The sequence below is a fragment of the Idiomarina sp. genome, from assembly GCF_048265525.1.
Lineage (GTDB): Bacteria > Pseudomonadota > Gammaproteobacteria > Enterobacterales > Alteromonadaceae > Idiomarina.
The window spans coordinates 216939-238023 of the sequence record NZ_JBLXBI010000003.1; the positions used below are offsets into that span (position 1 = coordinate 216939).

Sequence of the window (21085 nt, forward strand, 5' to 3'; positions counted from 1 at the left end):
TGATGCGGACGCGTCGCTTTTACAAAATTACCAAAACACTACTGAGTTATGGGTTAGATGATCTCATCCCTGCGCGTTGGTTGCCCTGGACTATTCGTTTAGGCCGCCATGCTTTTTTCTGGTTACCCAATAAGCATAAAGACAAGCCTGCCGGTGTGCGTTTAAGATTGGCACTGGAAGAGCTTGGCCCGGTGTGGGTCAAGTTCGGCCAAATGCTCTCAACCCGCCGCGACTTATTACCGCCTGATATTGCAATTGAACTGGCGCGCCTGCAGGACAAAGTTCCTCCTTTCGACGGCCATGCCGCACAGCGTATTATCGAAAAGTCTTTAGGTTTGCAGAGCATCCATGACTGTTTTGCAGATTTTGACACAACGCCTTTAGCGTCAGCGTCAATTGCTCAGGTGCACACCGGGAAACTGAAGACCAGAGACGGTGAGCTAACGGATATTGTCATAAAAGTTATTCGCCCGGATATTCGCGAGACCATTAATGCGGATTTAGAATTGATGGAAACCCTGGCTTCGGTAGCTGCACACCATTTGCCCGACGGGCGGCGTTTAAAACCTAAAGAAGTGGTTAAAGAGTATAGAAAAACTCTGCTGGATGAGCTGGACTTAATGCGCGAAGCCGGAAACGCGATACAGCTGAAGCGTAACTTCGAAAACTCTGACATGCTCTATATTCCAGTCGTTTACAGTGACTACAGTCGCCATAACGTGATGGTAATGGAGCGCATTGATGGCATTCCGGTGAGTGATATTGCCGCCCTGAAAGCCCGCGGCGTCGATATGAAAAAACTGGCAGAGCGGGGTGTTGAAGTCTTTTTCACTCAGGTGTTCCGCGACAGCTTTTTTCATGCCGACATGCACCCGGGCAATATTTTTGTGGCGAAAGATGATCCGAGAAACCCGCGCTACATCGGTATTGATTTTGGTATTGTCGGAACTCTGAACCGCGACGACAAACGTTATTTAGCTGAAAATTTTTTGGCGTTTTTTAACCGCGACTATCGTAAAGTTGCGGAGCTTCATGTTGACTCAGGCTGGGTACCAAAGCATACCAATATTGAAGAATTTGAATCGGCTATAAGAACGGTTTGTGAGCCAATTTTTGAGAAGCCGTTGGCGGAAATTTCATTCGGACATGTGCTGATTAACTTATTTAATACGGCGCGACGCTTTGAAATGGAAGTGCAACCGCAGTTGGTATTACTGCAGAAAACTCTGTTGTACATTGAAGGTTTGGGGCGTCAGTTGTACCCAGAACTGGACCTATGGAAAACAGCCAAACCCTTCCTTGAGCGTTGGATGAAGGAACAGCTGGGCTGGCGCGCGATTGTACGGTCGGTAAAAGAGAATGCGCCGTACTGGGCGGAGAAATTGCCGGAAATGCCAATGATGTTGTATGAAAACCTTCGTCAACAACATAATATTGATGAGCGTGAGCGAGAGTTACGTAAGCAGCAGTTATTAACTCAAAGACAAGCATCGACCTCGCTGTTCTGGACTGTGTTAACCGGCAGCGGCTTAATTTGTACGACATTGCTCTGGAACCAGACTGAGCTTTCAGAAGTGACGATTGGTGCAGGTATTGTCACGGCAGTGCTGGGCATTATGGCCTGGCGTACTCGCCCCAAAACAACGAATAGTGAATTTGTTTAACTTAAACGGTAGGAAATAACATGGGTGTATCACCTTGGCAGTTACTCATCTTGTTGGTCATTGTTGTATTGCTGTTTGGCACCAAGCGTCTGCGTAGCCTGGGTTCAGACTTAGGTAATGCGGTAAAAGGTTTTAAAAAGTCTATGGGCGACGAAGATGACAGCAAAGATAAAGACGACTCTTTGCAGCACAAAGAAGAACATGACGATAAGTCCAATTCGGATAAATCCGGGAAATCTTAAATGTTCGATATTGGTTTCTGGGAGTTATTGCTGATTGCAATAGTCGGCTTGCTGGTGCTTGGTCCCGAGCGCCTGCCTTCGGCTATTCGTGGCTTTCAGAGAACCTTGTCGAGTATTAAGCAATACTCTCAAAAAGTACAGAATGAGCTTGACCACGAACTGCGCATAAAAGAGCTGCACGAACACTTAAAACAAGCCGAGAGTCAGGATCTTGAAAATTTAAGTCCGGAACTGCAACGCTCGCTAGTCGAATTAAGAAGTGCGGCAGAAGAGGTTCAGCGACCTTATTCTAAGCCAGATTCCGAACCCAAAGAAAAACCCGGAACCGACGTGGGTAAAGGTAATGAGTGACTCCCCGTTATTAAATCATTTGCTGGAGCTCAGAAACCGCCTATTACGCTCGGTATTGGTTATTCTGGTTGTGTTCGCTGCGTTGGCTTACTTTGCCAATGACATTTACCATTTTGTCGCCCAGCCGTTGCTGATGAACATGCCTGTTGGCTCACAAATGATAGCCACAGACGTTGCTGCACCTTTTTTCACTCCTTTTAAGTTAACTCTGGTTGTGGCGCTGGCTCTTTGCGTTCCCTATTTACTGTGGCAAATATGGGGTTTTATCGCACCGGGCTTGTATGGTCGCGAGAAGCGCCTGGTAATTCCGCTTTTGGCTACCAGCACTTTGCTGTTTTATGCCGGCATTGCCTTTGCCTATTTTGTGGTTCTGCCTCTTGCCATGGCATTTTTCAGCAGTGCAGCTCCGGAGGGGGTTACGGTTGCCACGGACATATCTCGTTATCTGGACTTTATTCTGGCGATTTTTGTTGCTTTTGGTATTGCCTTTGAAACGCCGGTTGCCATTATGCTGTTGATCTGGACCGGCACCTGCACGCGCGAATCATTGGCTAAAAAACGGCCTTACATCATTGTTGGCGCGTTCGCTATTGGTATGTTGTTAACCCCTCCCGATGTCATTTCCCAAACTTTACTGGCGATACCTATGTGGTTGCTGTTTGAGCTAGGGCTGCAAGTTAGCCGTTGGTATACACCCACCCAACAGGAAGATGACGATGTGGTTTGATGCCGGTGTCAATTTAACCAACAAACGGTTGTTGAACGATCTGGAAGGAGTTATGGCTCGTGCCGAGCAGGCCAATGTGCAAAAACAACTGATTATATCGACCTCTATTGAAGAGGCGGAGCAAGCCGTTAAATTGTGCGAGCAGTTTCCTGAGAAGTTGCTGATGACCGTGGGTATTCACCCACATGACGCTGGTGAGGCGCCAGCAAATTACAAAGAGCAGTTACGGGAATTGGCCGGGTTGCCCTATGTTGTGGCTATTGGCGAATGTGGTCTGGATTTCAACCGAAACTTTTCTCCCCGTGATGCGCAGGAAAAGGTATTCGCTGCTCAAATTGAGCTGGCTAATGAGCTAAACCTCCCGCTGTATTTGCACGAACGCGATGCAATCGACCGCCAAATAGAGTTGTTAAACCTGTACTGCGATGACTCAACTCCCTGCTTAACCCACTGTTTTACCGGTGACGCTGAAGCGCTGAATCGTTATGCTAAGCGAGGTCATTGGTTTGGTATTACTGGCTGGGTGTGCGACGAGCGACGTAACCAGGAACTGGTGTCAGCTTTGCCGTATCTGCCTCTGAACAGGTTGGTACTTGAAACGGATGCACCGTTTTTATTACCGCGGGGGCTGAAGCCGCGACCTAAAATGAATGAACCTGCGCTTTTACCGATAGTTGGAGAGGCTCTGGCCAACTATCTTGATGTGTCGGTACAGCATTTAGCCGAGCTGACCTATGCTAATACGGAACGGTTTTTCGGGCTGGGAGAGAACAGTGACTAAAGCTTCCGGGATAAGTGCATTGCAGTGGCTATTTTTGGCTCTAGTGGCTCTGCTTTTTTCTGCATCCGCTGCTGCGGCGCAAATACTTCCCGAAAGCCAGTCAGAGCTGGCAATTGAGTACACTAACAGTCAGCAAAAGCTGGACTTAGAAACCGCAAAAAACTTACCTTCAACTGACTGGCATAAACTGAATACAGACCGCGCCTCCTTTGGTTACACCACTGATGAATATTGGTTTCGCTTTAAGCTAGACGCTCAGCCTTATGACCGTATTTTGCATATTGCCTACCCTTTGCTCGATGAGCTGACCATTTATATTATGAGGCCGGAGGGGGTAAGAACTTACCGGATGGGTGACACTTTGCCTTTCTACGAGCGTCCAATACCGACCTCGGAATTTGCTGTTCCGTTACCCAATGACATCGGTGGTGAAATCTATATCAAGACCAATACGCAAAGCTCTATGCGCCTGCCTATCGCTGTACGTACCGAAGTTGGTTTTTTCGAGACGCAAATGAATCGTCGTATTGCCGAAGGAATTTACTTTGGCGTACTGCTTTGTATGGCGGTTTATAATCTTTTCGGTTTTATTGCGTCGCGCGAGCCCGAATTTGGTGTCTATTCTCTTTACACCCTGTTTTTTGCCGGATTGATGCTGTCATTAGAGGGGCTCGGCTTTCATTATTTATGGCCTGACTCTCTGTATTTGCAGGATAAAGGAATTCCTATATTCGGTAGTCTAACCTTTCTAACCGCTGCCTTGTTTGCTTATCAGCTCCTCGAACTAAAACGTTACCGATATACCTGGGGCAGAGGGCTAATGGTGATGGCCTTCCTTGCCGGTTTGAGTCTGCTAATTGCTATTTTCGCCAACTATAGAGTTAGCATTCATGTGTTGTTGAGTTTAGCTGTACCTGGTTGTTTATTTCTTCTGGTTGTGGGCGTATATATGTGGCGTAAGGGTTTTGTTTACGCCCGCATTTTCACCTTAGCCTGGTGTAGCTTGCTCGTTTCTGTAGTTGTCAATTCTCTCGGTTATCTGGGCATCATCGACAGCATGTTCATCCAGCGTCATGCCATTATGATAGGTTCAGGCATTGAAATTTTGCTGTTGTCCTGGGTTCTTGCCGTACGCTACAGCGAGCAACGTAAAGAGCGGCTGCAGGCCGAGCAACGTCATAACCGCGAGCTGGAAGAAAGTGTTGACGAACGTACGTTCGAGCTACAAGTTGCTCTGCGCGAGCTCCAGGACGTTAATACAGAGCTGGAACAGAAGAATACCGAAGATCCGTTGACCGGTTTGTATAACCGCCGTTATTTCCAGCAGCATCTGGAACGTGAACTGCGGCGTACATTACGTCGCGAGTTACCGCTTGCCTTACTAATGATCGACGTCGACCATTTTAAACCCGTGAACGATACTTATGGTCATCTTGCCGGAGACCAAATCCTGCAACAGTTAGCAAAATTGATGCAGCAACACGCTAAACGAGCCGCTGATATTGTCTGTCGTTATGGTGGTGAAGAGTTTGCCATTATCTTGCCGGAAACCGACCTTCAGGAGGCTGAAATTTTTGCCAGTCAGTTACTGGAAAAGGTTCGTAATACCGAATTTAAAACCGATGCCGGTTTGCTTAAGATCACGCTGAGTATTGGGGTGATCTCCACTAGCGTACGTATTTTTGATAATGTAGATGAGCTTTTTAAAGCCGCAGACGACGCGCTATATGCGGCTAAAAATGAAGGCCGTGACAGATTAGCGGTGCAGTAACCAATCAGGAGTCAAGAATGACAAATCAGGGTACTTTTCCGGGCAGACGACTAAGACGTTTACGCCGCCACGACTTTAGCCGACGTCTGGTGGCAGAAAACCAGTTAAGCGTGGACGACTTAATTTACCCTATGTTTGTTCTCGAAGGTGAGAACCAGCGTGAGCAGGTCAGTTCAATGTCTGGCGTTGACCGTGTGAGTATAGATCTGTTGTTGCAAGAATGCGCTCAGTTGGTTGAGTTAGGTATTCCTATGGTCGCTTTATTCCCGGTGACTCCTGCTTCGGCTAAGTCGGAGATGGCTGAGGCGGCCTATGATGATAACGGTCTGGCTCAGCGTGCGGTCAAAGCCATAAAAGCTGAGTTTCCGGAGCTAGGAGTAATGACCGATGTTGCTTTGGATCCTTTTACCATTCATGGTCAGGACGGCATTCTCGATAACAGCGGGTATGTAGTCAATGACGTTACCACTGAGGTTCTGGTCAAGCAGGCAGTGTCCCATGCGCGGGCCGGGGTAGATGTTGTGGCTCCGTCGGATATGATGGACGGGCGCATTGGCGCTATTCGTTCAGCACTGGAAGCTGAAGGCTTTATCAACACTCAAATTATGGCGTATTCGGCTAAATATGCCAGCGCGTTTTATGGCCCATTCCGCGACGCGGTGGGCTCTGCCGGCAACCTGAAGGGGGCTGACAAAAAGACTTATCAGATGGATCCGGCTAATTCAGACGAAGCTCTGCAGGAAATTGCACTGGATATTCAGGAAGGCGCTGACATGGTAATGGTGAAGCCGGGCATGCCTTATTTAGACATTGTACGCCGTGCAAAAGACACTTTTGGCGTGCCGACTTTTGCCTACCAGGTTAGTGGTGAATACGCCATGCTCCAGGCCGCCATTAAAAATGGCTGGCTGGGCCAGGACGTTATTGAAGAAAGTTTGCTGGGTTTCAAACGAGCAGGCGCTGACGGTATTTTAACCTACTTTGCAAAATCGGTAGCTGAACGTCTGGCAACGAAAAAACGCTAAGCCGTAATTTCATTAGCAAGTTGCGCGAGTAGCCCCTCGCGCAACGCGCCGGTAGTCACTTCAAAATCGTCCACACTAAGTACTTTCAGAACTGCCAAAAGTATGGTGATTCCACCCATTAGAACAGCGCGGCGGTCATCACGTAATCCGGCAAAATTCAGACTATCAACTTGTCCTTGCCGGATACAACGCTGAATCAGTTCACTTAACCAGCTTTGAGTAAGCCCTGGCTGTTTCTCCGCCGCAGCTATTTCAGTAAGTGCACGAAAAGTACCTGATGCGCCAAGCACCCGCAGCCACCCATGTTGCTGGTAATCAGCGGTGTAGGGTGTAATAAGCTTGGTAGCGGCCTGAATAGCTAGTTCTACGTTATCAGGGGTAATTTCTCCACCTTTAAAGAAGCGGTTTTGAAACACCACGCAGCCCATATCCAGACTATTAAGCACATTGGCCTGGGTTCCATTACCGGCTACAACCTCAGTACTGGCACCGCCAATATCAATAACCAGAACTTTATCCCGGCATTGCGATGCACTGCAAACTCCCGCATAAATGAATTCAGCTTCACGCTCTCCGGTAATAACTTCAATAGGGAAGCCTAATGTCGACTCAAAGCGTGCAAGAAGTTCTTTCTGATTACTGGCTTTGCGCAGCGCTGCAGTTGCTACCGCTTTTACTGCAAAGGGCTGGAAGCGTTTAAGCTCTTCGGCAAACAGAGTAAGGCAATCTATGCCACGGGAAATGGCAGCGTCGTCTATGCTGTCATTGTCATTCAAGCCGTCGGCTAAACGAACTTTCTGCTTATGCTGGGAAAGAATTCGGGGCTTAGGAAAGAACCCCGTCATTGAAACTTCTGCCATCAACAGGTGAAAACTGTTGGATCCCATGTCGATGGCAGCAAGTTTGCGCTTTTTGGCTGGCATATTACGACGCGTTGCGCGGAGGTCCCGAGCGACGGCCGCGAGGTTTGCCCTTGCCTCCGCCTGAGTTATGACGACGACGGCGCTGAATTGGACGCGGACGTCGTAAATCAGAAAGCAAAGCATCGCCATCGTATTTGGTAACCGGAATGGTGTGACCAATGTAGTCTTCAATAGCGGGTAAGTTGTATACGTACTCTTCGCACGCCAGGCTTATTGCAGCGCCACTGGCTCCTGCACGACCTGTGCGGCCTATACGGTGAACATAATCTTCGCAGTCATCCGGTAAGTCGAAGTTATACACATGAGTCACTTCAGGAATATGCAGACCACGTGCAGCGACATCGGTAGCAACTAAAAAGTCGAGCTTTCCTTCGGCGAAGTCTTCCAGAATGCGTAACCGCTTTTTCTGCGGAACATCACCGGTTAACAGACCCGCACGGTGCTCGTTCGCGACCAACCAGCCGTGCACTTTCTCGCAACCGTGCTTGGTGTTGGCGAAAACAATGGCTTTATCCGGCCAGTCTTCCTCAATCAACGTAAGTAATAGCGGAAACTTTTCGGGTTTAGAAGGATAAAACAGTTCTTCAGTTACCCGTGTGGCCGTTTTTTGTAACGGTTCCACTTCGAGTTTAGTCGGCGCATTCATGTGTTCATACGCCAGTTCCTGCACACGATAAGACAATGTTGCAGAGAACAGCAGATTCAGACGCTTGGATGGATCCGGCATTTTCTGTAACAGGTAGCGAATGTCATCAATAAAGCCAAGATCGAACATGCGGTCGGCTTCGTCCAGCACCACAACTTCAATATCTTTAAGGCTAAATAGATTCTGCTTATAAAAGTCGATAAGACGACCCGTGGTGCCGACCAGTATATCTGGTTGTGCAGCCAGTTGTTCTTTTTGACCTTCGTAGCCTTCACCGCCGTAGATCACGCCCATTTTCAAACCGCAATGCTCAATAAGAGCGTCAGCATCGTGGGCTATCTGAATAGCGAGCTCCCGAGTCGGTGCCATAATCAGTGCGCGTGGGCCCGATTCGGTTTTTTCGGACGATTCGTTCTGCATTAAGCGGTTGAAAGTAGCCAGCAGAAATGCCAAGGTTTTGCCTGTACCTGTCTGAGCCTGACCAGCAACATCGCGGTTAGACAGAGCAACGGGCAGACTTAACGCCTGAATTGGAGTACAATACTCAAATCCGGCACTGGATATTGCTTGCTGGATTTTGGGGTGAAGCGCCAAATCAGCAAAGCGAGTTTCTGTAAGATGTTTTTTAGTCATAAGTTATAAGCATATCAGTTTGCGCTTGTATTCAAAAACAGAAATAATACTATTCTAATATTTCCACGCGAAGAAAGTAGCGGAGAGTACCATGAGTGACGTAATAGTTCAGCTAAGTGATGACAGTTTTGATGCTGATGTCATAAATTCCGATAAACCCGTATTAGTCGACTTTTGGGCTGAGTGGTGTGGACCATGTAAAATGGTAGCGCCTATTCTTGATGACATTGCCAGCGAGTACGCTGATAAATTAGTTATTGGTAAGCTGAACGTCGACCACAATGAACAAACCCCACCTAAATACAATATTCGTGGCATTCCAACGTTATTGTTGTTTAAAGGCGGCGAAGTTGTCGGAACTAAAGTGGGTGCATTATCACGTGCTCAACTGACCGAGTTTTTAGACCAGCATATTTAATGATTGTCAAAAAACGGCGTGTTATGCGCCGTTTTTGTTGAGAAAACTGGACGAATTGCTTTTTTGGTGATAACTTCTGCTCATTAACTGTTCATACGGGTTCACCAACTCCACCGGTTAACCTGTTTTTAAATGAAACGTCTGTTTCTGGTTTCGCACTTCGCGAATTCCGAAAGTTCCAATTGTTTTACTTTCTAGAGTCAAATTAAAAAAGGCTTTGTGTTCAATCGATAACTCGAAAACCCTCCTATGAATCTAACAGAACTTAAAGATAAACCCGTAAACGAGCTAGTTCAGCTCGCGGACTCAATGGGCCTTGAGAATATGGCCCGCTTACGTAAGCAAGACATCATTTTTGCTATCTTAAAAGCTCACGCTAAAAGTGGTGAAGACATTCACGGCGGCGGTGTGCTGGAAATTTTGCAGGATGGCTTTGGTTTCTTGCGTTCAGCTGACTCGTCTTACCTGGCTGGACCGGACGATATTTACGTCTCGCCAAGCCAAATTCGTCGCTTTAACCTGCGTACGGGTGACACAATTGGCGGGAAAATTCGCCCACCGAAAGACAGCGAACGTTATTTTGCCCTGCTGAAAATTCGCGAAGTTAACTTCGACAAACCTGAAAACTCCCGCAATAAGATCTTATTTGAAAACTTAACGCCGCTACACGCGGAAGAGCGTTTTCACTTAGAGCGCGGTAATGGCAGTAAAGAAGATATCACTGCGCGGGTACTGGATTTATCAGCGCCAATTGGTAAAGGCCAGCGTGGTCTTATCGTAGCGCCACCGAAAGCCGGTAAAACCTTACTACTGCAGAATATTGCGACTTCTATCGCGGCGAATCACCCTGATGCTGAACTGATCGTTCTGCTAATTGATGAGCGTCCGGAAGAAGTCACCGAAATGCACCGTCTGGTGCATGGCGAAGTGGTTGCTTCAACCTTTGATGAACCTGCCAGCCGTCACGTTCAGGTGGCCGAAATGGTTATTGAAAAAGCCAAGCGCCTGGTTGAGCACAAAAAAGACGTGGTGATTTTGCTGGACTCAATTACTCGTTTAGCTCGTGCTTATAACACCGTTATTCCAAGCTCAGGTAAGGTGTTAACCGGTGGTGTCGATGCTAACGCATTGCACAAACCTAAGCGTTTCTTTGGAGCTGCGCGTAATGTAGAAGAAGGCGGTAGTTTAACCATTATTGCAACCGCGCTTATTGATACCGGCTCGAAAATGGATGAAGTCATCTACGAAGAGTTTAAAGGTACCGGTAACATGGAGCTGCACCTGAACCGCAAGTTGGCTGAACGTCGTGTATTCCCTGCCATTGATTTCAACCGTTCAGGTACGCGTCGTGAAGAGTTGTTGACCACGCCGGACGAGCTGCAAAAAATGTGGATCCTGCGAAAAATCATGCATCCAATGGGCGAAGTTGAGGCCATGGAATTCTTGATTGACCGTCTGCAGATGACCAAAACCAATGACGAATTCTTCGAATCGATGAAACGTCAACGCAACAGTTAAGTGGCGTATGAAATATCAAGATCTGCGTGACTTTATCGCGCTCCTCGAGGAGCGCGGTGAACTTAAGCGCATCCAACAAGAAATAGACCCCTACCTCGAAATTACCGAAATATCAGACCGTACGTTAAAAGCACAAGGCCCGGCCTTATTGTTTGAAAATGTGAAAGGCCATGATATGCCCGTACTGGCTAACTTATTCGGTACACCCGATCGCGTGGCTTTAGGCATGGGTCAGGAGTCAGTAACCGCTTTAAGGGATGTGGGTAAATTGCTGGCCTTTTTAAAAGAGCCGGAGCCTCCTAAAGGCTTTCGCGACGCGCTGAATTTATTACCTAAGTACAAAAAAGTGCTGAGCATGTCGCCAAAAAGCATTAAAAAGGCACCGTGCCAGCAAGTAGTTATGAGCGGCGACGACGTTGACTTAACCAAGCTGCCTATTCAGCACTGCTGGCCGGGCGACGTTGCGCCTTTGGTGACCTGGGGTCTTACGGTTACTCGCGGTCCGCATAAAGAGCGTCAGAACTTAGGCATTTATCGTCAGCAACTCCTGGGTCCGAATAAGCTTATTATGCGCTGGTTGTCGCACCGCGGTGGCGCGCTGGACTTTCAGGAATGGTGCCAGCAGCATCCGGGTGAAAAATTCCCGGTGTCAGTTGCTTTGGGTGCTGATCCTGCGACTATTTTGGGTGCGGTAACACCTGTGCCTGATAGCTTGTCGGAATACGCCTTTGCCGGTTTGCTGCGCGACAGCAAAACCGAAGTAACGCAGTGCCTCAGTAATGACTTACAAGTACCGGCGCACGCTGAAATCATTCTGGAAGGTTACATAGAGCCGGGCGAAATGGCGGCGGAAGGGCCTTATGGCGACCATACCGGCTACTATAACGAAGTGGATGAGTTTCCGGTGTTTACTGTGACTCATGTTACCCATCGCAAAGACCCTATTTACCACAGCACTTATACCGGACGTCCACCGGACGAACCTGCCGTGCTGGGCGTTGCTTTAAATGAAGTTTTTATTCCGTTGCTGCAGAAACAATTCCCTGAAATTGTGGATTTTTATTTGCCCCCGGAAGGCTGTTCGTACCGTTTGGCCGTAGTCACTATGAAGAAGCAGTACCCGGGTCACGCGAAGCGTGTGATGATGGGTGTCTGGTCTTTCTTGCGTCAGTTTATGTACACCAAGTTCGTGATTGTGTGTGACGACGACGTAAATGCGCGTGACTGGAAAGATGTTATCTGGGCTATGACAACCCGGATGGATCCGGCACGTGATACGACCCTGGTCGAAAATACGCCAATAGATTACCTTGATTTTGCTTCACCGGTTTCCGGACTGGGCTCGAAGATGGGAATGGACGCCACCAATAAATGGCCGGGTGAAACCGACCGTGAGTGGGGCGAACCAATCGTCATGAGCGATGAGGTAAAACAGCGTGTTGACGAGCTGTGGGACGAACTGAATATTATGGAGTCGTGAATGAGTCAACAAATGACCTGTAAAGCTGAAATTTCTCGCCAGTTGGCGGGTGCTGTGTGGGAAGTGCGTTTACAATTGCCTCAGCCGGTAGAGTTTAAAGCAGGCCAGTACCTTATGGTGGTGATGGGCGAACGAGATAAACGGCCTTTCAGTATTGCGTCGTGCCCGTCCAATAAAAGTGAGTGGTTACTTCATATTGGCGCTACGCCGGACAACAGCTATGCAATGGAAGTGTTGGATAAAGTGCGTACTGATGGAGAGTTAGAAATTGATGCGCCGGATGGTGTGGCTTTTTACCGTCAAGAAAACACTAGGCCGGCAGTGTTAATTGCTGGTGGCACCGGTTTCTCTTACACCTATTCTATCTTGCAGCAACATTTACGTGTGTCGCCAGAGCGGCCTCTGACACTTTACTGGGGTGCAAAAAGCTTAAGCGACCTGTATTTGCATGACGAACTGGAAAGTTTAGCAAGACAGTACGAGCACTTTGATTATCACCCTGTGGTCGAAGACGCGGATAACAACTGGGCTTATTCTATTGGTTTAGTGCACCACGCGGTTATGGCCCGTGAGCAAAGTCTGCCTGAGTGTGAAATTTACATGGCTGGCCGCTTTGAAATGATACGCGTTATTCGCGACGATTTTGTCGCTAAAGATGTACCGTTAGAAAACCTTTACGGCGACGCTCTGTCCTTTATCTAATTGCACTGAAAGTAAATTTGTTTAAGTAACAAGCTGCGTTATACTGACGCCGCTTTACCAAGGGGTGCCGGCAACGGCTGAGATGCATTAGCGAACCCTTAAAACCTGATCCGGTTAATACTGGCGTAGGGATGGTAGAAAACCCGTCTAATACAGCCTTACCGGATCGTTTCTGACTTTGTTTTGAGGAAATGATCCATGAAAATAATCAATTCATACTTAGCAGCCAGCATTGCCGCGGCGCTATCCAGTGTTCCTGCTTTTGCCTTTGCAGCAGAAGACACACAAGATACAAAAGACATTGAAATTATTGAAGTGAGTGGTGACTTTCACCGCCGCACCTTAAATGAAACCACTAGCAGTGTTTCTATTATCGATAAAGACGCGATGCAGCAGCGTCACTCGCAGCATTTGCAGGACACATTGAACAGTTTCGCCAACGTGAATTTCTCTGGTGGTACTTCTACCGCCCGCTTTATTCAAATTCGTGGTATTGGTGAGCGCTCTCAGTTTGTTGATCCGGTCACACCGTCTGTGGGCTTGATAATTGATGGCATTGATTACAGCGGCTTAGGCAGTGCTGCGTCTTTGTTTGATATTAATCAGGTGGAAGTTTTTCGCGGTCCGCAAAGTGGACGTTTTGGCGTGAACGCTATGGCTGGTCTACTGTTACTGGACAGCACCGCACCGAGCAGCGACTTTAACGGCCAGTTTCAGTTGTCGGCCGGAAATTATTCGGAAGTTATGGGCGGCCTCGCTATGGGCGGAAACCTTGGGGTGCTAGGTAATGCTCGCTTCTCGGTCAGTCAGTTTCAGCAAGACGGCTATATTGAAAATACCTATCTTGAGCGTGATGACACAGAACAGCGCGACGAACTCTCTGCCCGCTTCAAGTTGGATACCGAGCTCAGTAAAGACTGGTTGCTGCAAACGGTTCTGCATTATAACGATGTCGACAATGGCTACGATGCGTTTAGTCTCGACAATACTCGCGAAACCTTATCCGATGAACCTGGTTTTGACCGCTTAGAAAGTCAGGCATTGCGCCTGCAGCTCAGTTACCTGGGTTTTGACAACAGCCGTCTGGAAATGTCTGTTAACTACCTGGATGCAGACACCGGCTACGCTTATGACGAAGACTGGACCTATGAAGGTATCGCTCCGGGCTGGGAATACTCGGCTTTTGACGCGTACTTCCGCGACCGTGACGACAAAACCGCCGAAGTTCGTTGGGTATCCGACGAGCCCGAAAGCCTGTTTGGTATTGATAGCGAATGGGTTTTAGGTTTGTACTATTACGACAAGTCGGTTCAGCTGACACGTGACTATTTTAACTGGGACTTAGGCCAGCCAAGCATTTTCAATAGCGACTATGATAGCAATCACGTTGCTATTTATGGTGAGTTCACTCAGCACTGGAGTGACCGGGTTAGTACCATAACTGGCTTGCGGGTAGAACGTTATGACAATGACTACCTGGATAGTCGCGGTATTACTGCGGAGCCCGAAGACACCATGGTGGGTGGTAATTTCAGTGTCCGTTATCAGGCTTCTGACGACAGTTACCTGTACGCGACTCTGGCACGCGGATACAAAGCCGGTGGCGTTAATGGTGAAGCTTTAGGAAAAGCCGAAGACCAAGGGCTGGAAGAATTAGAAAATTATTTATTAGATCGCTCAACCTTTGCTCCCGAAACGCTCTGGAGTACCGAGTTTGGCGTTAAAGGCAGCAGCGACGATGGTCGTTTAACTTCAAGAGTGAGCGCATTTTACCATTGGCGTGACGACGTTCAGCTCAAGGGCTGGGTAAACCGCGATCAATCTTTTGTGGGTTACATTGAGAACGCCGCTGAAGGCACAGGTTACGGTCTGGAAGCGGAAATTCGTAACCAGTTTACGGACTGGTTGGCGGTTTTTGCTTCGGCTAGCTGGTTAAAAACCGAGATTGAAGGCTTTGTTACCGAAGACGGCACCGATATGACCGGGCGGGAGCAAGCGCAGGCGCCTAATTACCAGTTGAATATTGGCTTTGAGGGTTGGTTAGGTGAGAACTTCCAGTGGGTGATTCAGGCCGATGCGAAAGACGAGTTTTACTTCTCCGACTCGCATAACCAGAAAGCGGACAGCATGGCCGTGCTGCACCTTGCGCTGAACTATCATTATCAGGATTGGCACTTTAGCTTGTGGGGTCGTAATTTAACGGATGAAGACTACGAAACTCGCGGTTTTTATTTTGGTAATGACCCGCGTAAGGAATATGTGCCGGAAACTTACGTCCAATACGGTGAACCGCGTCGCTTTGGTATCACTGTCAGTAAATCGTTTTAAGGGAGCTTAATATGCAAGTTTCAGTAGAAATGTCGCTGTATCCACTGGCTGAAAATTACCTGGATACCATTAAAGATTTTATTGAGCGTTTAAATCAGCATTCAGAACTAACGATTCTGACCAATACCATGAGTACGCAAGTATTTGGTGAAATGCAGGACGTTATGCGCATTCTGGGTGAAGAAATGGAGCTGCTTTTTCAGAACGTGCCCTCTAATGTTCTGGTATGTAAGTTTATTAATAAAGACCTAAGGCCGGATAATGCCTGAGTCTTCTCTTGAATCCTGGCTTGAGCAGTTGATGGTCAGTTCCCCCTGGGAGCTGACGGCTTTAGTCATGGCTTTGGGGTATTTAGTGCTGGCGGCGCATCAGCGCCAGTGGTGCTGGGCTGCGGCGGCGGTAAGCTGTACTATTTACGCTGTCTTGTTCTGGCAAGGTAAGTTGTATATGGAGTCTTTGCTGCAGACAATCTACATTGCGTTAGCCGGCTATGGCTGGTGGCAATGGCAGCGTCAGCAAAGTGCAGCAAAGGAGAGTCCTGATGGCGCGAAATACCCGCTTCGCTGGCACCTGTTGCAATGGGCGTGGTTGGTTCCTCTGGCTGCAGGCATTGCTTATTTACTTTCGGTTTATACCGACGCAGACGCGGTATGGCTCGATACTTACACTACCATATTCAGTTTGCTGGCCACCTGGCTGGTTACCAAAAAAGCGTATGAAACCTGGTGGTATTGGCTGGTTATAGACAGTGTTTACGTTTATTTGTACGCTAGCAAAGGCTTTGTTGCCACCGCCTTGTTGTTTGTGGTTTATCTGATACTGGTGGTTTATGCTATGTGGCGCTGGCGTCATGACATCTCTCTGAAATCTGCGAGTGAAGCCGGGTGATTGGTCGGCCCCGCGAAATACAGCTGCTGGCTTCCGGGCAGTCGAATCAAACGTTACGACTGCGAACAGATACTGAAGATTATGTACTAAAACGTTGGCGCTATGAAAAGGTATTCGCGGTTGATCGTGAACTGGAAATCTCTATACAAAAAGAGCTGGCTCAGCAGGCTCTTGCCCCTGACGTTCTAGATTACGATGCTAAGCAAGGCTGGCTTTTACAGCCTTACTATCAGGCTCCGTCTTTACAGCAAGTTACGCTGTCGCCTTTGATTAAAGCCACCGTACTGGCTGAAACGCTTTCGAAAATTCACAATACACGAGTTGATATTCCGGCCTGGTCTATGACTGAGCGGGTCGAGCATTATTTGCAGCAGCTGCGTTCGGTCAATTCGGCGGTTGCCGGGCAAATGAGCCAAACATTGGCACCGATGCAACCCTTGTTAGAGGACTGGCTCAGTTATCCGGTGTTATGTCATAACGATTTATCCATGAATCATGTTTTAATGACGGATCCTATCCGGGTTATTGACTGGGAATACGCGGGTATTGGTCACCCTTTGTTTGATATTGCCAGTGCAATTGTCGTGAATGAACTCAGTGACGACGTGACGTTTCGCTTAATAACTGAGTACGAAAAAATAACCCATTATCAAGTTGATCGGCAACGTTTGGCACAATGGTGTGAGTTTGTGGAATGGCTGAATAAAGTATGGCAGCATCTATTTCGACACCTTTCTTAAAGCGAACACATTGCCATGACTGATAAAAAACTGACTGAACGCGTTTACGGCTACTTAGCTGAAGATGAAGATGCTCGCGTCTGCAAGGATATTCCCGAGTCTGCCTGTAACGAGCAACCGCGTTCATTCGTTTTGATGTTGTTGTCGTTAACTCTGACCAAACTGGGTGACAGCTTAGTCAGCGCACGCCTTGTGTTGCCGTGGATGTTGAGTTCGCTGGGCGCTCCCGCAGTGTTTATTAGCGCTTTAGTGCCTTTAAGGGAGTCTCTGGCTTTATTACCTCAGCTCTTTGTTGCTCAAAAGCTCCGTGAGCAGCCAGTACGCAAATGGTTCTGGGTTGCGGGCAGCATTGGTCAGGCCGTCTCGTTGCTGGCTATGCTGTTTGCGGTAGCAACCTTAAATGAATCTGCACTGGGCTGGTCTGTGGTTGTTTTACTGGCAATATTTAGCTTGTCGCGGGGCATTTGTTCTGTGGCGAATAAGGATGTGACCGGTAAAACGGTGTCTAAAACGCGCCGTGGACGAATGTCCGGTGTCGCAGCTTCCGCCGCCGGATTACTCACGCTGTTAACCGCACTGGTTATTATATTTGCACCCGATATGGAAGGCCAGCGCTCGCTATTTGTTGGGCTACTGGGTGCCGGTGTTGTGCTCTGGTTTGCCGCAGCTCTACTTTATGCGGGCATTCCTGAGGTTGCCGGTGCCACCGCGGGCGGTGGTAACGCGCTGACCGAAGCGCTCAAGTCGATGTCTTTGCTCTGGCAGGATCGTCAGTTTGGACACTTTGTCATTTCACGGGCGTTACTGGTCGCCGCCGCTTTTGCTATTCCTTATATTGTGGTTTTAATTCAGCGCGAAGGTGAGTCTGAACTGACCAGCCTGGGCAGTTTAATGCTAGCGAGTGGACTTGCCGGTTTGTTGGCAGGGCGCTTTTGGGGGCGTTGGTCCGATTCTGCCAGTCACCATGTGATGGCGGCAGCTTCCGTTATGTCGACTCTGGTAATATCGGCTGCGCTGGCGCTTTACTACTGGATACCTGAGGCGTTGGGCGCGCAGTGGATTGCTGCATTACTTTTATTCAGCTCGGCGGTTGCGCATCATGGAGCACGAGTAGGCAGAAAAACCTATCTGGTTGATATGGCAACGCAAGATAACCGGGCGCAACTTACCGCGGTGTCTAATACAGTGATGGGGGTGGTACTTTTAGCTGGCTTGTTACTAGGCTGGGTTGATGCTGCTTATGGCGTTGCCGCTGTTTTATGGGTACTGGGAGCTATTGGCATACTCGCTACCCTTACAGCCTTAAGACTGCCAGACGTATCAGGTGACACGTCTGGCTAACCACATTTACCAGGTTATTTTCCGCGAATAACCGCGTAAAGACCAACAATGACTGCTGCAACACCACCAATTAAATACCAAATGGTGTTGTCAGTTGGTTCATTTGTCGCCACTTCTGATACGCTAGAGGCAATTGATTGTGAGGCCTCATATGAGAAATACAATAAAATAGCGCCAACAACTAATAGAACAATACCTACGATACGAGTCATAAAGTCTTCCTTTTGTTGTGTTTACAACTATCAATATAAAGCACTCTGTCAGATCCGCAAGTTTCCTTACAAATTTTGATTTATATCATCTGGCATATTCCCAAGCCAATGAAATGTCTGTAGTTGTTAAAAAGCTGGTCGCGTTTAAAACAAAAAAACAACAAAAGTAAGGCAGAACTATGAGCAGAGCATCTTTTAAACTTGGGTATTTGGCCATTTCAATGTCAGCAGCGTTAGCAATCCCGGGTACCGGTCTTGCGCAACAAGCGGATGCTAATGCAGAGTCTGATGAATCTATGGAGCGCATTGTCACTCTGGGTTCGCGGGTCAATGGCAGAACCGCAACAGAATCGGCTTCGCCAATTGATATTATTTCTGCAGAGCAACTCGTAAATACAGGAGCGACCGAACTCGGTAAAGCTCTGCAAATGAGTGCGCCTTCTTTTAACTTTTCGAGCACCACAGTATCCGATGGCTCTGATATTATTCGCCCGGCGACACTGCGCGGACTCAACCCGGATCAGGTTCTGGTTCTGGTTAACGGTAAGCGCCGGCATCAACAAGCTCTGGTGAATGTTCAGGAGACCATTGGTAAAGGCTCGGCAGGTTATGACATTAACGCCATTCCAATTACCGCTGTAGAACGTGTCGAAATTCTGCGGGACGGAGCCGCAGCTCAATACGGTTCAGATGCCATTGCCGGGGTTATTAATATTACTCTGAAGAGTTCTGACGGCGGCAGTGTTTCCGCTGAAATAGGTCAAACTTACGAGGGTGATGGGGAAGTTAATACGGTCGGCGTTAACTTTGGTACTACGTCAAAAAATGGCTATTTTAACGGCACTCTGGAGTACCGTGACCGGGGAATGACTAACCGGGCGTCTCCAGCCGAAGCATCGCTGATAGGAGACTGGTCATCTCCTGGTGGTGACCCTGTAGTTCGTCTGCACATTGGTGATGCCGATTCAGAAAACTTATATGCCTGGTTTAACTCCGGCTATAATTTAAGTGCAACTACAGAGCTTTATGCCTTCGGGGGCATCTCTAATCGCGATGGCGGCTCTTCAGGCTTTTTCCGCGGACGTGGACACCCGAGAACCATAGAAGCAATATACCCTGATGGCTTTTTGCCAAAGCTAGAGACCGAAGCGGATGATCAGTCTTTGGCTGTTGGTATTCGCGGTGACCTGCCTAATGCCTGGCTGTGGGATGCCAGTGTGGTTTACGGTAAAAATGAATTTGGTTTCAGTTCATCAAACTCTGCTAATACGAGTTGGTATTATGAGCCTCATCCAGACGGAGGCATATACGGAGAAACACCAACAGAAGCCTTTGACGGCGAGTTGGTTTTTGAGCAGACGACGTTCAACCTAGATTTTAACGGTACGGTTGATATCGCAAACGAACTGCTTTATCTGGCTGTGGGATTAGAAATGCGCCGGGACGGTTATCAAATTAACCCAGGTGACCCGGTATCTTGGTCCTATGGCAGAGCTAACGATCCAAGTGTTGAAATTTTAACGCCTTCCGGAGACGCGGCAGAAGCTGGCATCCAGGGCTTCCCGGGCTTTAGTCCAAGCCAAGCGGTAGACGCTGACCGTGACAGTTATGGTGCTTATGTCGATGCGGAATACTATGTAACACCGGACTTCCTGTTAGCTGGAGCTTTGCGCTATGAAGATTATGACATAGCCGGTGATAATATTTCCGGTAAACTGTCTGCCCGCTATGATATCGACAGTGACTTCTCTGTGCGTGGTACGGTATCGACGGGCTTTCGTGCCCCGGGTGTACAGCAAATTTATTACAGTCAGGTATTAACTAATATTGTGGATGGCACTCTGGTGGAAACCGGTACCATTGCCAATGATGATGAAGTGGCACGTCAGTTTGGTATTAACGAACTTAAAGAAGAAACGTCTGAAAGCATAAGCCTGGGTCTTATAAAGCGTTTCAGTAACGGTTTCGATCTGACCATGGACTTTTATCAAATCAATATTGATGATCGCATTGTGTTGTCGGAATCGCTCACGGCTGATGTAGGCGCAGAGTTTGGTCAAATTCTGGAAGATAATAACCTGGGAGCAGCACAGTTCTTCACTAACTCGGTTGATACCAAAACCACAGGTCTGGATGTAATTGCGTCTTACCCGACTGAGTTTATGGATGGCAATTTAAATTTAACTGCCGCAATGAGCTTTATGAATACCGATGTAGAGCAGGTGAATTCGGTCTCTTCATTAATTCCGGGTGAACAGATCTTCAACGACACTCAAGTTCTGCGTCTTGAAGAGGGCCAGCCTAGTGAGAAAGCAACGTTAAGCGGTGACTGGACTCGTGACGCCTGGAACGTCAATTTAGCCTTCAACTATTTTGGGGCCGTAGAAGGTCAGGCCTTTACTGGTGTCCGCCATGAGTGGGGTGGTAAATGGTTGACGGATCTTTCTATCGGCTACGACTTTACTGACAGTTTAAACGTTCGTATTGGTGCTAATAACCTGTTTGATACTTACCCGGATGAATGGGGCAGTGCAGGTTCACCATTTTCTGATGCGGGCTTTAAATATGGCTGGGAGACCTTCCCGTTCGGTATTAACGGTGGTTACTACTACGCTCGGCTGAATTACACTTTCTAATTGTTATCGACATAAAAAAACGCCCCGAATATCGGGGCGTTTTTTATTGTTACTTTGGA

General features: G+C 48.1%; 20 protein-coding genes and 1 riboswitch. Of the genes, 17 read left to right on the forward strand and 3 right to left on the reverse strand.

Features of this window, described 5'->3' with window-relative positions; translation table 11 throughout:
* Window positions 1-2 precede the first annotated feature (2 nt).
* From ubiB to hemB, 7 genes are read left to right on the forward strand one after another with little or no spacing between them, the layout of a single operon-like run.
* A complete protein-coding gene (gene ubiB, locus ACN0TF_RS08630; RefSeq protein ID WP_417441671.1) occupies window positions 3-1664 on the forward strand; it encodes a ubiquinone biosynthesis regulatory protein kinase UbiB in 1662 nt (553 codons plus the stop codon).
* 20 nt (window positions 1665-1684) lie between these two features.
* A complete protein-coding gene (tatA, locus tag ACN0TF_RS08635; protein WP_011235596.1) occupies window positions 1685-1906 on the forward strand; it encodes a twin-arginine translocase TatA/TatE family subunit in 222 nt (73 codons plus the stop codon).
* Window positions 1907-2257 carry a Sec-independent protein translocase protein TatB gene (gene tatB / locus ACN0TF_RS08640; RefSeq protein ID WP_272989508.1) on the forward strand — a complete coding sequence of 117 codons (351 nt, stop codon included), beginning with the start codon at window positions 1907-1909 and terminating at the stop codon, window positions 2255-2257.
* Complete coding sequence (tatC, locus tag ACN0TF_RS08645; protein WP_417441595.1) at window positions 2250-2984, forward strand: twin-arginine translocase subunit TatC; 735 nt, start codon at window positions 2250-2252, stop codon at window positions 2982-2984. Before tatB ends, tatC begins: the two co-directional genes overlap by 8 nt.
* On the forward strand, window positions 2974-3765 hold the full coding sequence (locus ACN0TF_RS08650; protein WP_417441597.1) for a TatD family hydrolase: 792 nt from the start codon (window positions 2974-2976) through the stop codon (window positions 3763-3765). Before tatC ends, ACN0TF_RS08650 begins: the two co-directional genes overlap by 11 nt.
* A complete protein-coding gene (locus ACN0TF_RS08655) occupies window positions 3758-5536 on the forward strand; it encodes a diguanylate cyclase (protein WP_417441598.1) in 1779 nt (592 codons plus the stop codon). Before ACN0TF_RS08650 ends, ACN0TF_RS08655 begins: the two co-directional genes overlap by 8 nt.
* A 17-nt stretch (window positions 5537-5553) precedes the next feature.
* On the forward strand, window positions 5554-6561 hold the full coding sequence (gene hemB / locus ACN0TF_RS08660; protein WP_417441599.1) for a porphobilinogen synthase: 1008 nt from the start codon (window positions 5554-5556) through the stop codon (window positions 6559-6561).
* Here the strand turns inward: hemB and ACN0TF_RS08665 are convergent.
* Both ACN0TF_RS08665 and rhlB read right to left on the reverse strand, forming a co-directional pair.
* Window positions 6558-7484 carry a Ppx/GppA family phosphatase gene (locus tag ACN0TF_RS08665; RefSeq protein ID WP_417441600.1) on the reverse strand — a complete coding sequence of 309 codons (927 nt, stop codon included), beginning with the start codon at window positions 7482-7484 and terminating at the stop codon, window positions 6558-6560. The genes hemB and ACN0TF_RS08665 overlap by 4 nt on opposite strands.
* Window position 7485: 1 nt before the next feature.
* A complete protein-coding gene (gene rhlB, locus ACN0TF_RS08670) occupies window positions 7486-8763 on the reverse strand; it encodes an ATP-dependent RNA helicase RhlB (RefSeq protein WP_417441601.1) in 1278 nt (425 codons plus the stop codon).
* A gap of 91 nt (window positions 8764-8854) precedes the next feature.
* Between rhlB and trxA the strand changes: the two genes are divergently transcribed.
* From trxA to ACN0TF_RS08715, 9 genes are all read left to right on the forward strand, one after another.
* Window positions 8855-9181, forward strand: a complete 327-nt coding sequence (gene trxA, locus ACN0TF_RS08675) for a thioredoxin TrxA (protein ID WP_011235588.1) — start codon at window positions 8855-8857, stop codon at window positions 9179-9181.
* 249 nt (window positions 9182-9430) lie between these two features.
* On the forward strand, window positions 9431-10699 hold the full coding sequence (gene rho / locus ACN0TF_RS08680) for a transcription termination factor Rho (protein WP_011235587.1): 1269 nt from the start codon (window positions 9431-9433) through the stop codon (window positions 10697-10699).
* Window positions 10700-10706: 7 nt separating this feature from the next.
* Window positions 10707-12179: a 4-hydroxy-3-polyprenylbenzoate decarboxylase gene (gene ubiD / locus ACN0TF_RS08685; protein WP_034822675.1), complete on the forward strand. Its 1473-nt coding sequence runs from the start codon at window positions 10707-10709 to the stop codon at window positions 12177-12179.
* Window positions 12180-12881, forward strand: a complete 702-nt coding sequence (gene fre, locus ACN0TF_RS08690; protein ID WP_417441602.1) for an NAD(P)H-flavin reductase — start codon at window positions 12180-12182, stop codon at window positions 12879-12881. It abuts the gene before it with no gap.
* Window positions 12882-12931: 50 nt separating this feature from the next.
* Window positions 12932-13030: riboswitch (TPP riboswitch) on the forward strand.
* 49 nt (window positions 13031-13079) lie between these two features.
* Window positions 13080-15209, forward strand: a complete 2130-nt coding sequence (locus ACN0TF_RS08695) for a TonB-dependent receptor (protein WP_417441603.1) — start codon at window positions 13080-13082, stop codon at window positions 15207-15209.
* Window positions 15210-15220: 11 nt separating this feature from the next.
* Window positions 15221-15478: a YkoF family thiamine/hydroxymethylpyrimidine-binding protein gene (locus ACN0TF_RS08700; RefSeq protein ID WP_153850104.1), complete on the forward strand. Its 258-nt coding sequence runs from the start codon at window positions 15221-15223 to the stop codon at window positions 15476-15478.
* On the forward strand, window positions 15471-16097 hold the full coding sequence (pnuC, locus tag ACN0TF_RS08705) for a nicotinamide riboside transporter PnuC (protein ID WP_417441604.1): 627 nt from the start codon (window positions 15471-15473) through the stop codon (window positions 16095-16097). The genes ACN0TF_RS08700 and pnuC overlap by 8 nt, the downstream gene beginning before the upstream one ends.
* The gene (locus ACN0TF_RS08710) at window positions 16094-16837 is read left to right on the forward strand and encodes a phosphotransferase (protein ID WP_417441605.1); all 744 of its coding nucleotides are present in this window, start codon (window positions 16094-16096) and stop codon (window positions 16835-16837) included. The genes pnuC and ACN0TF_RS08710 overlap by 4 nt, the downstream gene beginning before the upstream one ends.
* Window positions 16838-16852: 15 nt before the next feature.
* Window positions 16853-18178 carry an MFS transporter gene (locus ACN0TF_RS08715; protein WP_417441606.1) on the forward strand — a complete coding sequence of 442 codons (1326 nt, stop codon included), beginning with the start codon at window positions 16853-16855 and terminating at the stop codon, window positions 18176-18178.
* A 14-nt stretch (window positions 18179-18192) separates the two neighbouring features.
* On the opposite strand, the gene ACN0TF_RS08720 is transcribed toward ACN0TF_RS08715, so the two are convergent.
* Complete coding sequence (locus ACN0TF_RS08720) at window positions 18193-18390, reverse strand: DUF3185 family protein (RefSeq protein ID WP_417438994.1); 198 nt, start codon at window positions 18388-18390, stop codon at window positions 18193-18195.
* Between the two features lie 179 nt (window positions 18391-18569).
* Between ACN0TF_RS08720 and ACN0TF_RS08725 the strand changes: the two genes are divergently transcribed.
* Window positions 18570-21026, forward strand: coding sequence for a TonB-dependent receptor plug domain-containing protein (locus ACN0TF_RS08725; protein WP_417441607.1), 2457 nt, complete (start codon window positions 18570-18572; stop codon window positions 21024-21026).
* Window positions 21027-21085 lie beyond the last annotated feature (59 nt).

Bases quoted from the DNA above. Each gene is read 5' to 3' on its own strand.
- ACN0TF_RS08695 (WP_417441603.1), top strand. From the start codon at position 13,080: ATGAAAATAATCAATTCATACTTAGCAGCCAGCATTGCCGCGGCGCTA.
- pnuC (WP_417441604.1), top strand. From the start codon at position 15,471: ATGCCTGAGTCTTCTCTTGAATCCTGGCTTGAGCAGTTGATGGTCAGT.
- ACN0TF_RS08665 (WP_417441600.1), bottom strand. From the start codon at position 7,484: ATGCCAGCCAAAAAGCGCAAACTTGCTGCCATCGACATGGGATCCAAC.
- rho (WP_011235587.1), top strand. From the start codon at position 9,431: ATGAATCTAACAGAACTTAAAGATAAACCCGTAAACGAGCTAGTTCAG.
- tatB (WP_272989508.1), top strand. From the start codon at position 1,907: ATGTTCGATATTGGTTTCTGGGAGTTATTGCTGATTGCAATAGTCGGC.
- hemB (WP_417441599.1), top strand. From the start codon at position 5,554: ATGACAAATCAGGGTACTTTTCCGGGCAGACGACTAAGACGTTTACGC.
- fre (WP_417441602.1), top strand. From the start codon at position 12,180: ATGAGTCAACAAATGACCTGTAAAGCTGAAATTTCTCGCCAGTTGGCG.
- ACN0TF_RS08715 (WP_417441606.1), top strand. From the start codon at position 16,853: ATGACTGATAAAAAACTGACTGAACGCGTTTACGGCTACTTAGCTGAA.
- ACN0TF_RS08700 (WP_153850104.1), top strand. From the start codon at position 15,221: ATGCAAGTTTCAGTAGAAATGTCGCTGTATCCACTGGCTGAAAATTAC.
- rhlB (WP_417441601.1), bottom strand. From the start codon at position 8,763: ATGACTAAAAAACATCTTACAGAAACTCGCTTTGCTGATTTGGCGCTT.
- ubiD (WP_034822675.1), top strand. From the start codon at position 10,707: ATGAAATATCAAGATCTGCGTGACTTTATCGCGCTCCTCGAGGAGCGC.
- ACN0TF_RS08650 (WP_417441597.1), top strand. From the start codon at position 2,974: ATGTGGTTTGATGCCGGTGTCAATTTAACCAACAAACGGTTGTTGAAC.
- ACN0TF_RS08725 (WP_417441607.1), top strand. From the start codon at position 18,570: ATGAGCAGAGCATCTTTTAAACTTGGGTATTTGGCCATTTCAATGTCA.
- tatC (WP_417441595.1), top strand. From the start codon at position 2,250: ATGAGTGACTCCCCGTTATTAAATCATTTGCTGGAGCTCAGAAACCGC.
- tatA (WP_011235596.1), top strand. From the start codon at position 1,685: ATGGGTGTATCACCTTGGCAGTTACTCATCTTGTTGGTCATTGTTGTA.
- ubiB (WP_417441671.1), top strand. From the start codon at position 3: ATGCGGACGCGTCGCTTTTACAAAATTACCAAAACACTACTGAGTTAT.
- trxA (WP_011235588.1), top strand. From the start codon at position 8,855: ATGAGTGACGTAATAGTTCAGCTAAGTGATGACAGTTTTGATGCTGAT.
- ACN0TF_RS08720 (WP_417438994.1), bottom strand. From the start codon at position 18,390: ATGACTCGTATCGTAGGTATTGTTCTATTAGTTGTTGGCGCTATTTTA.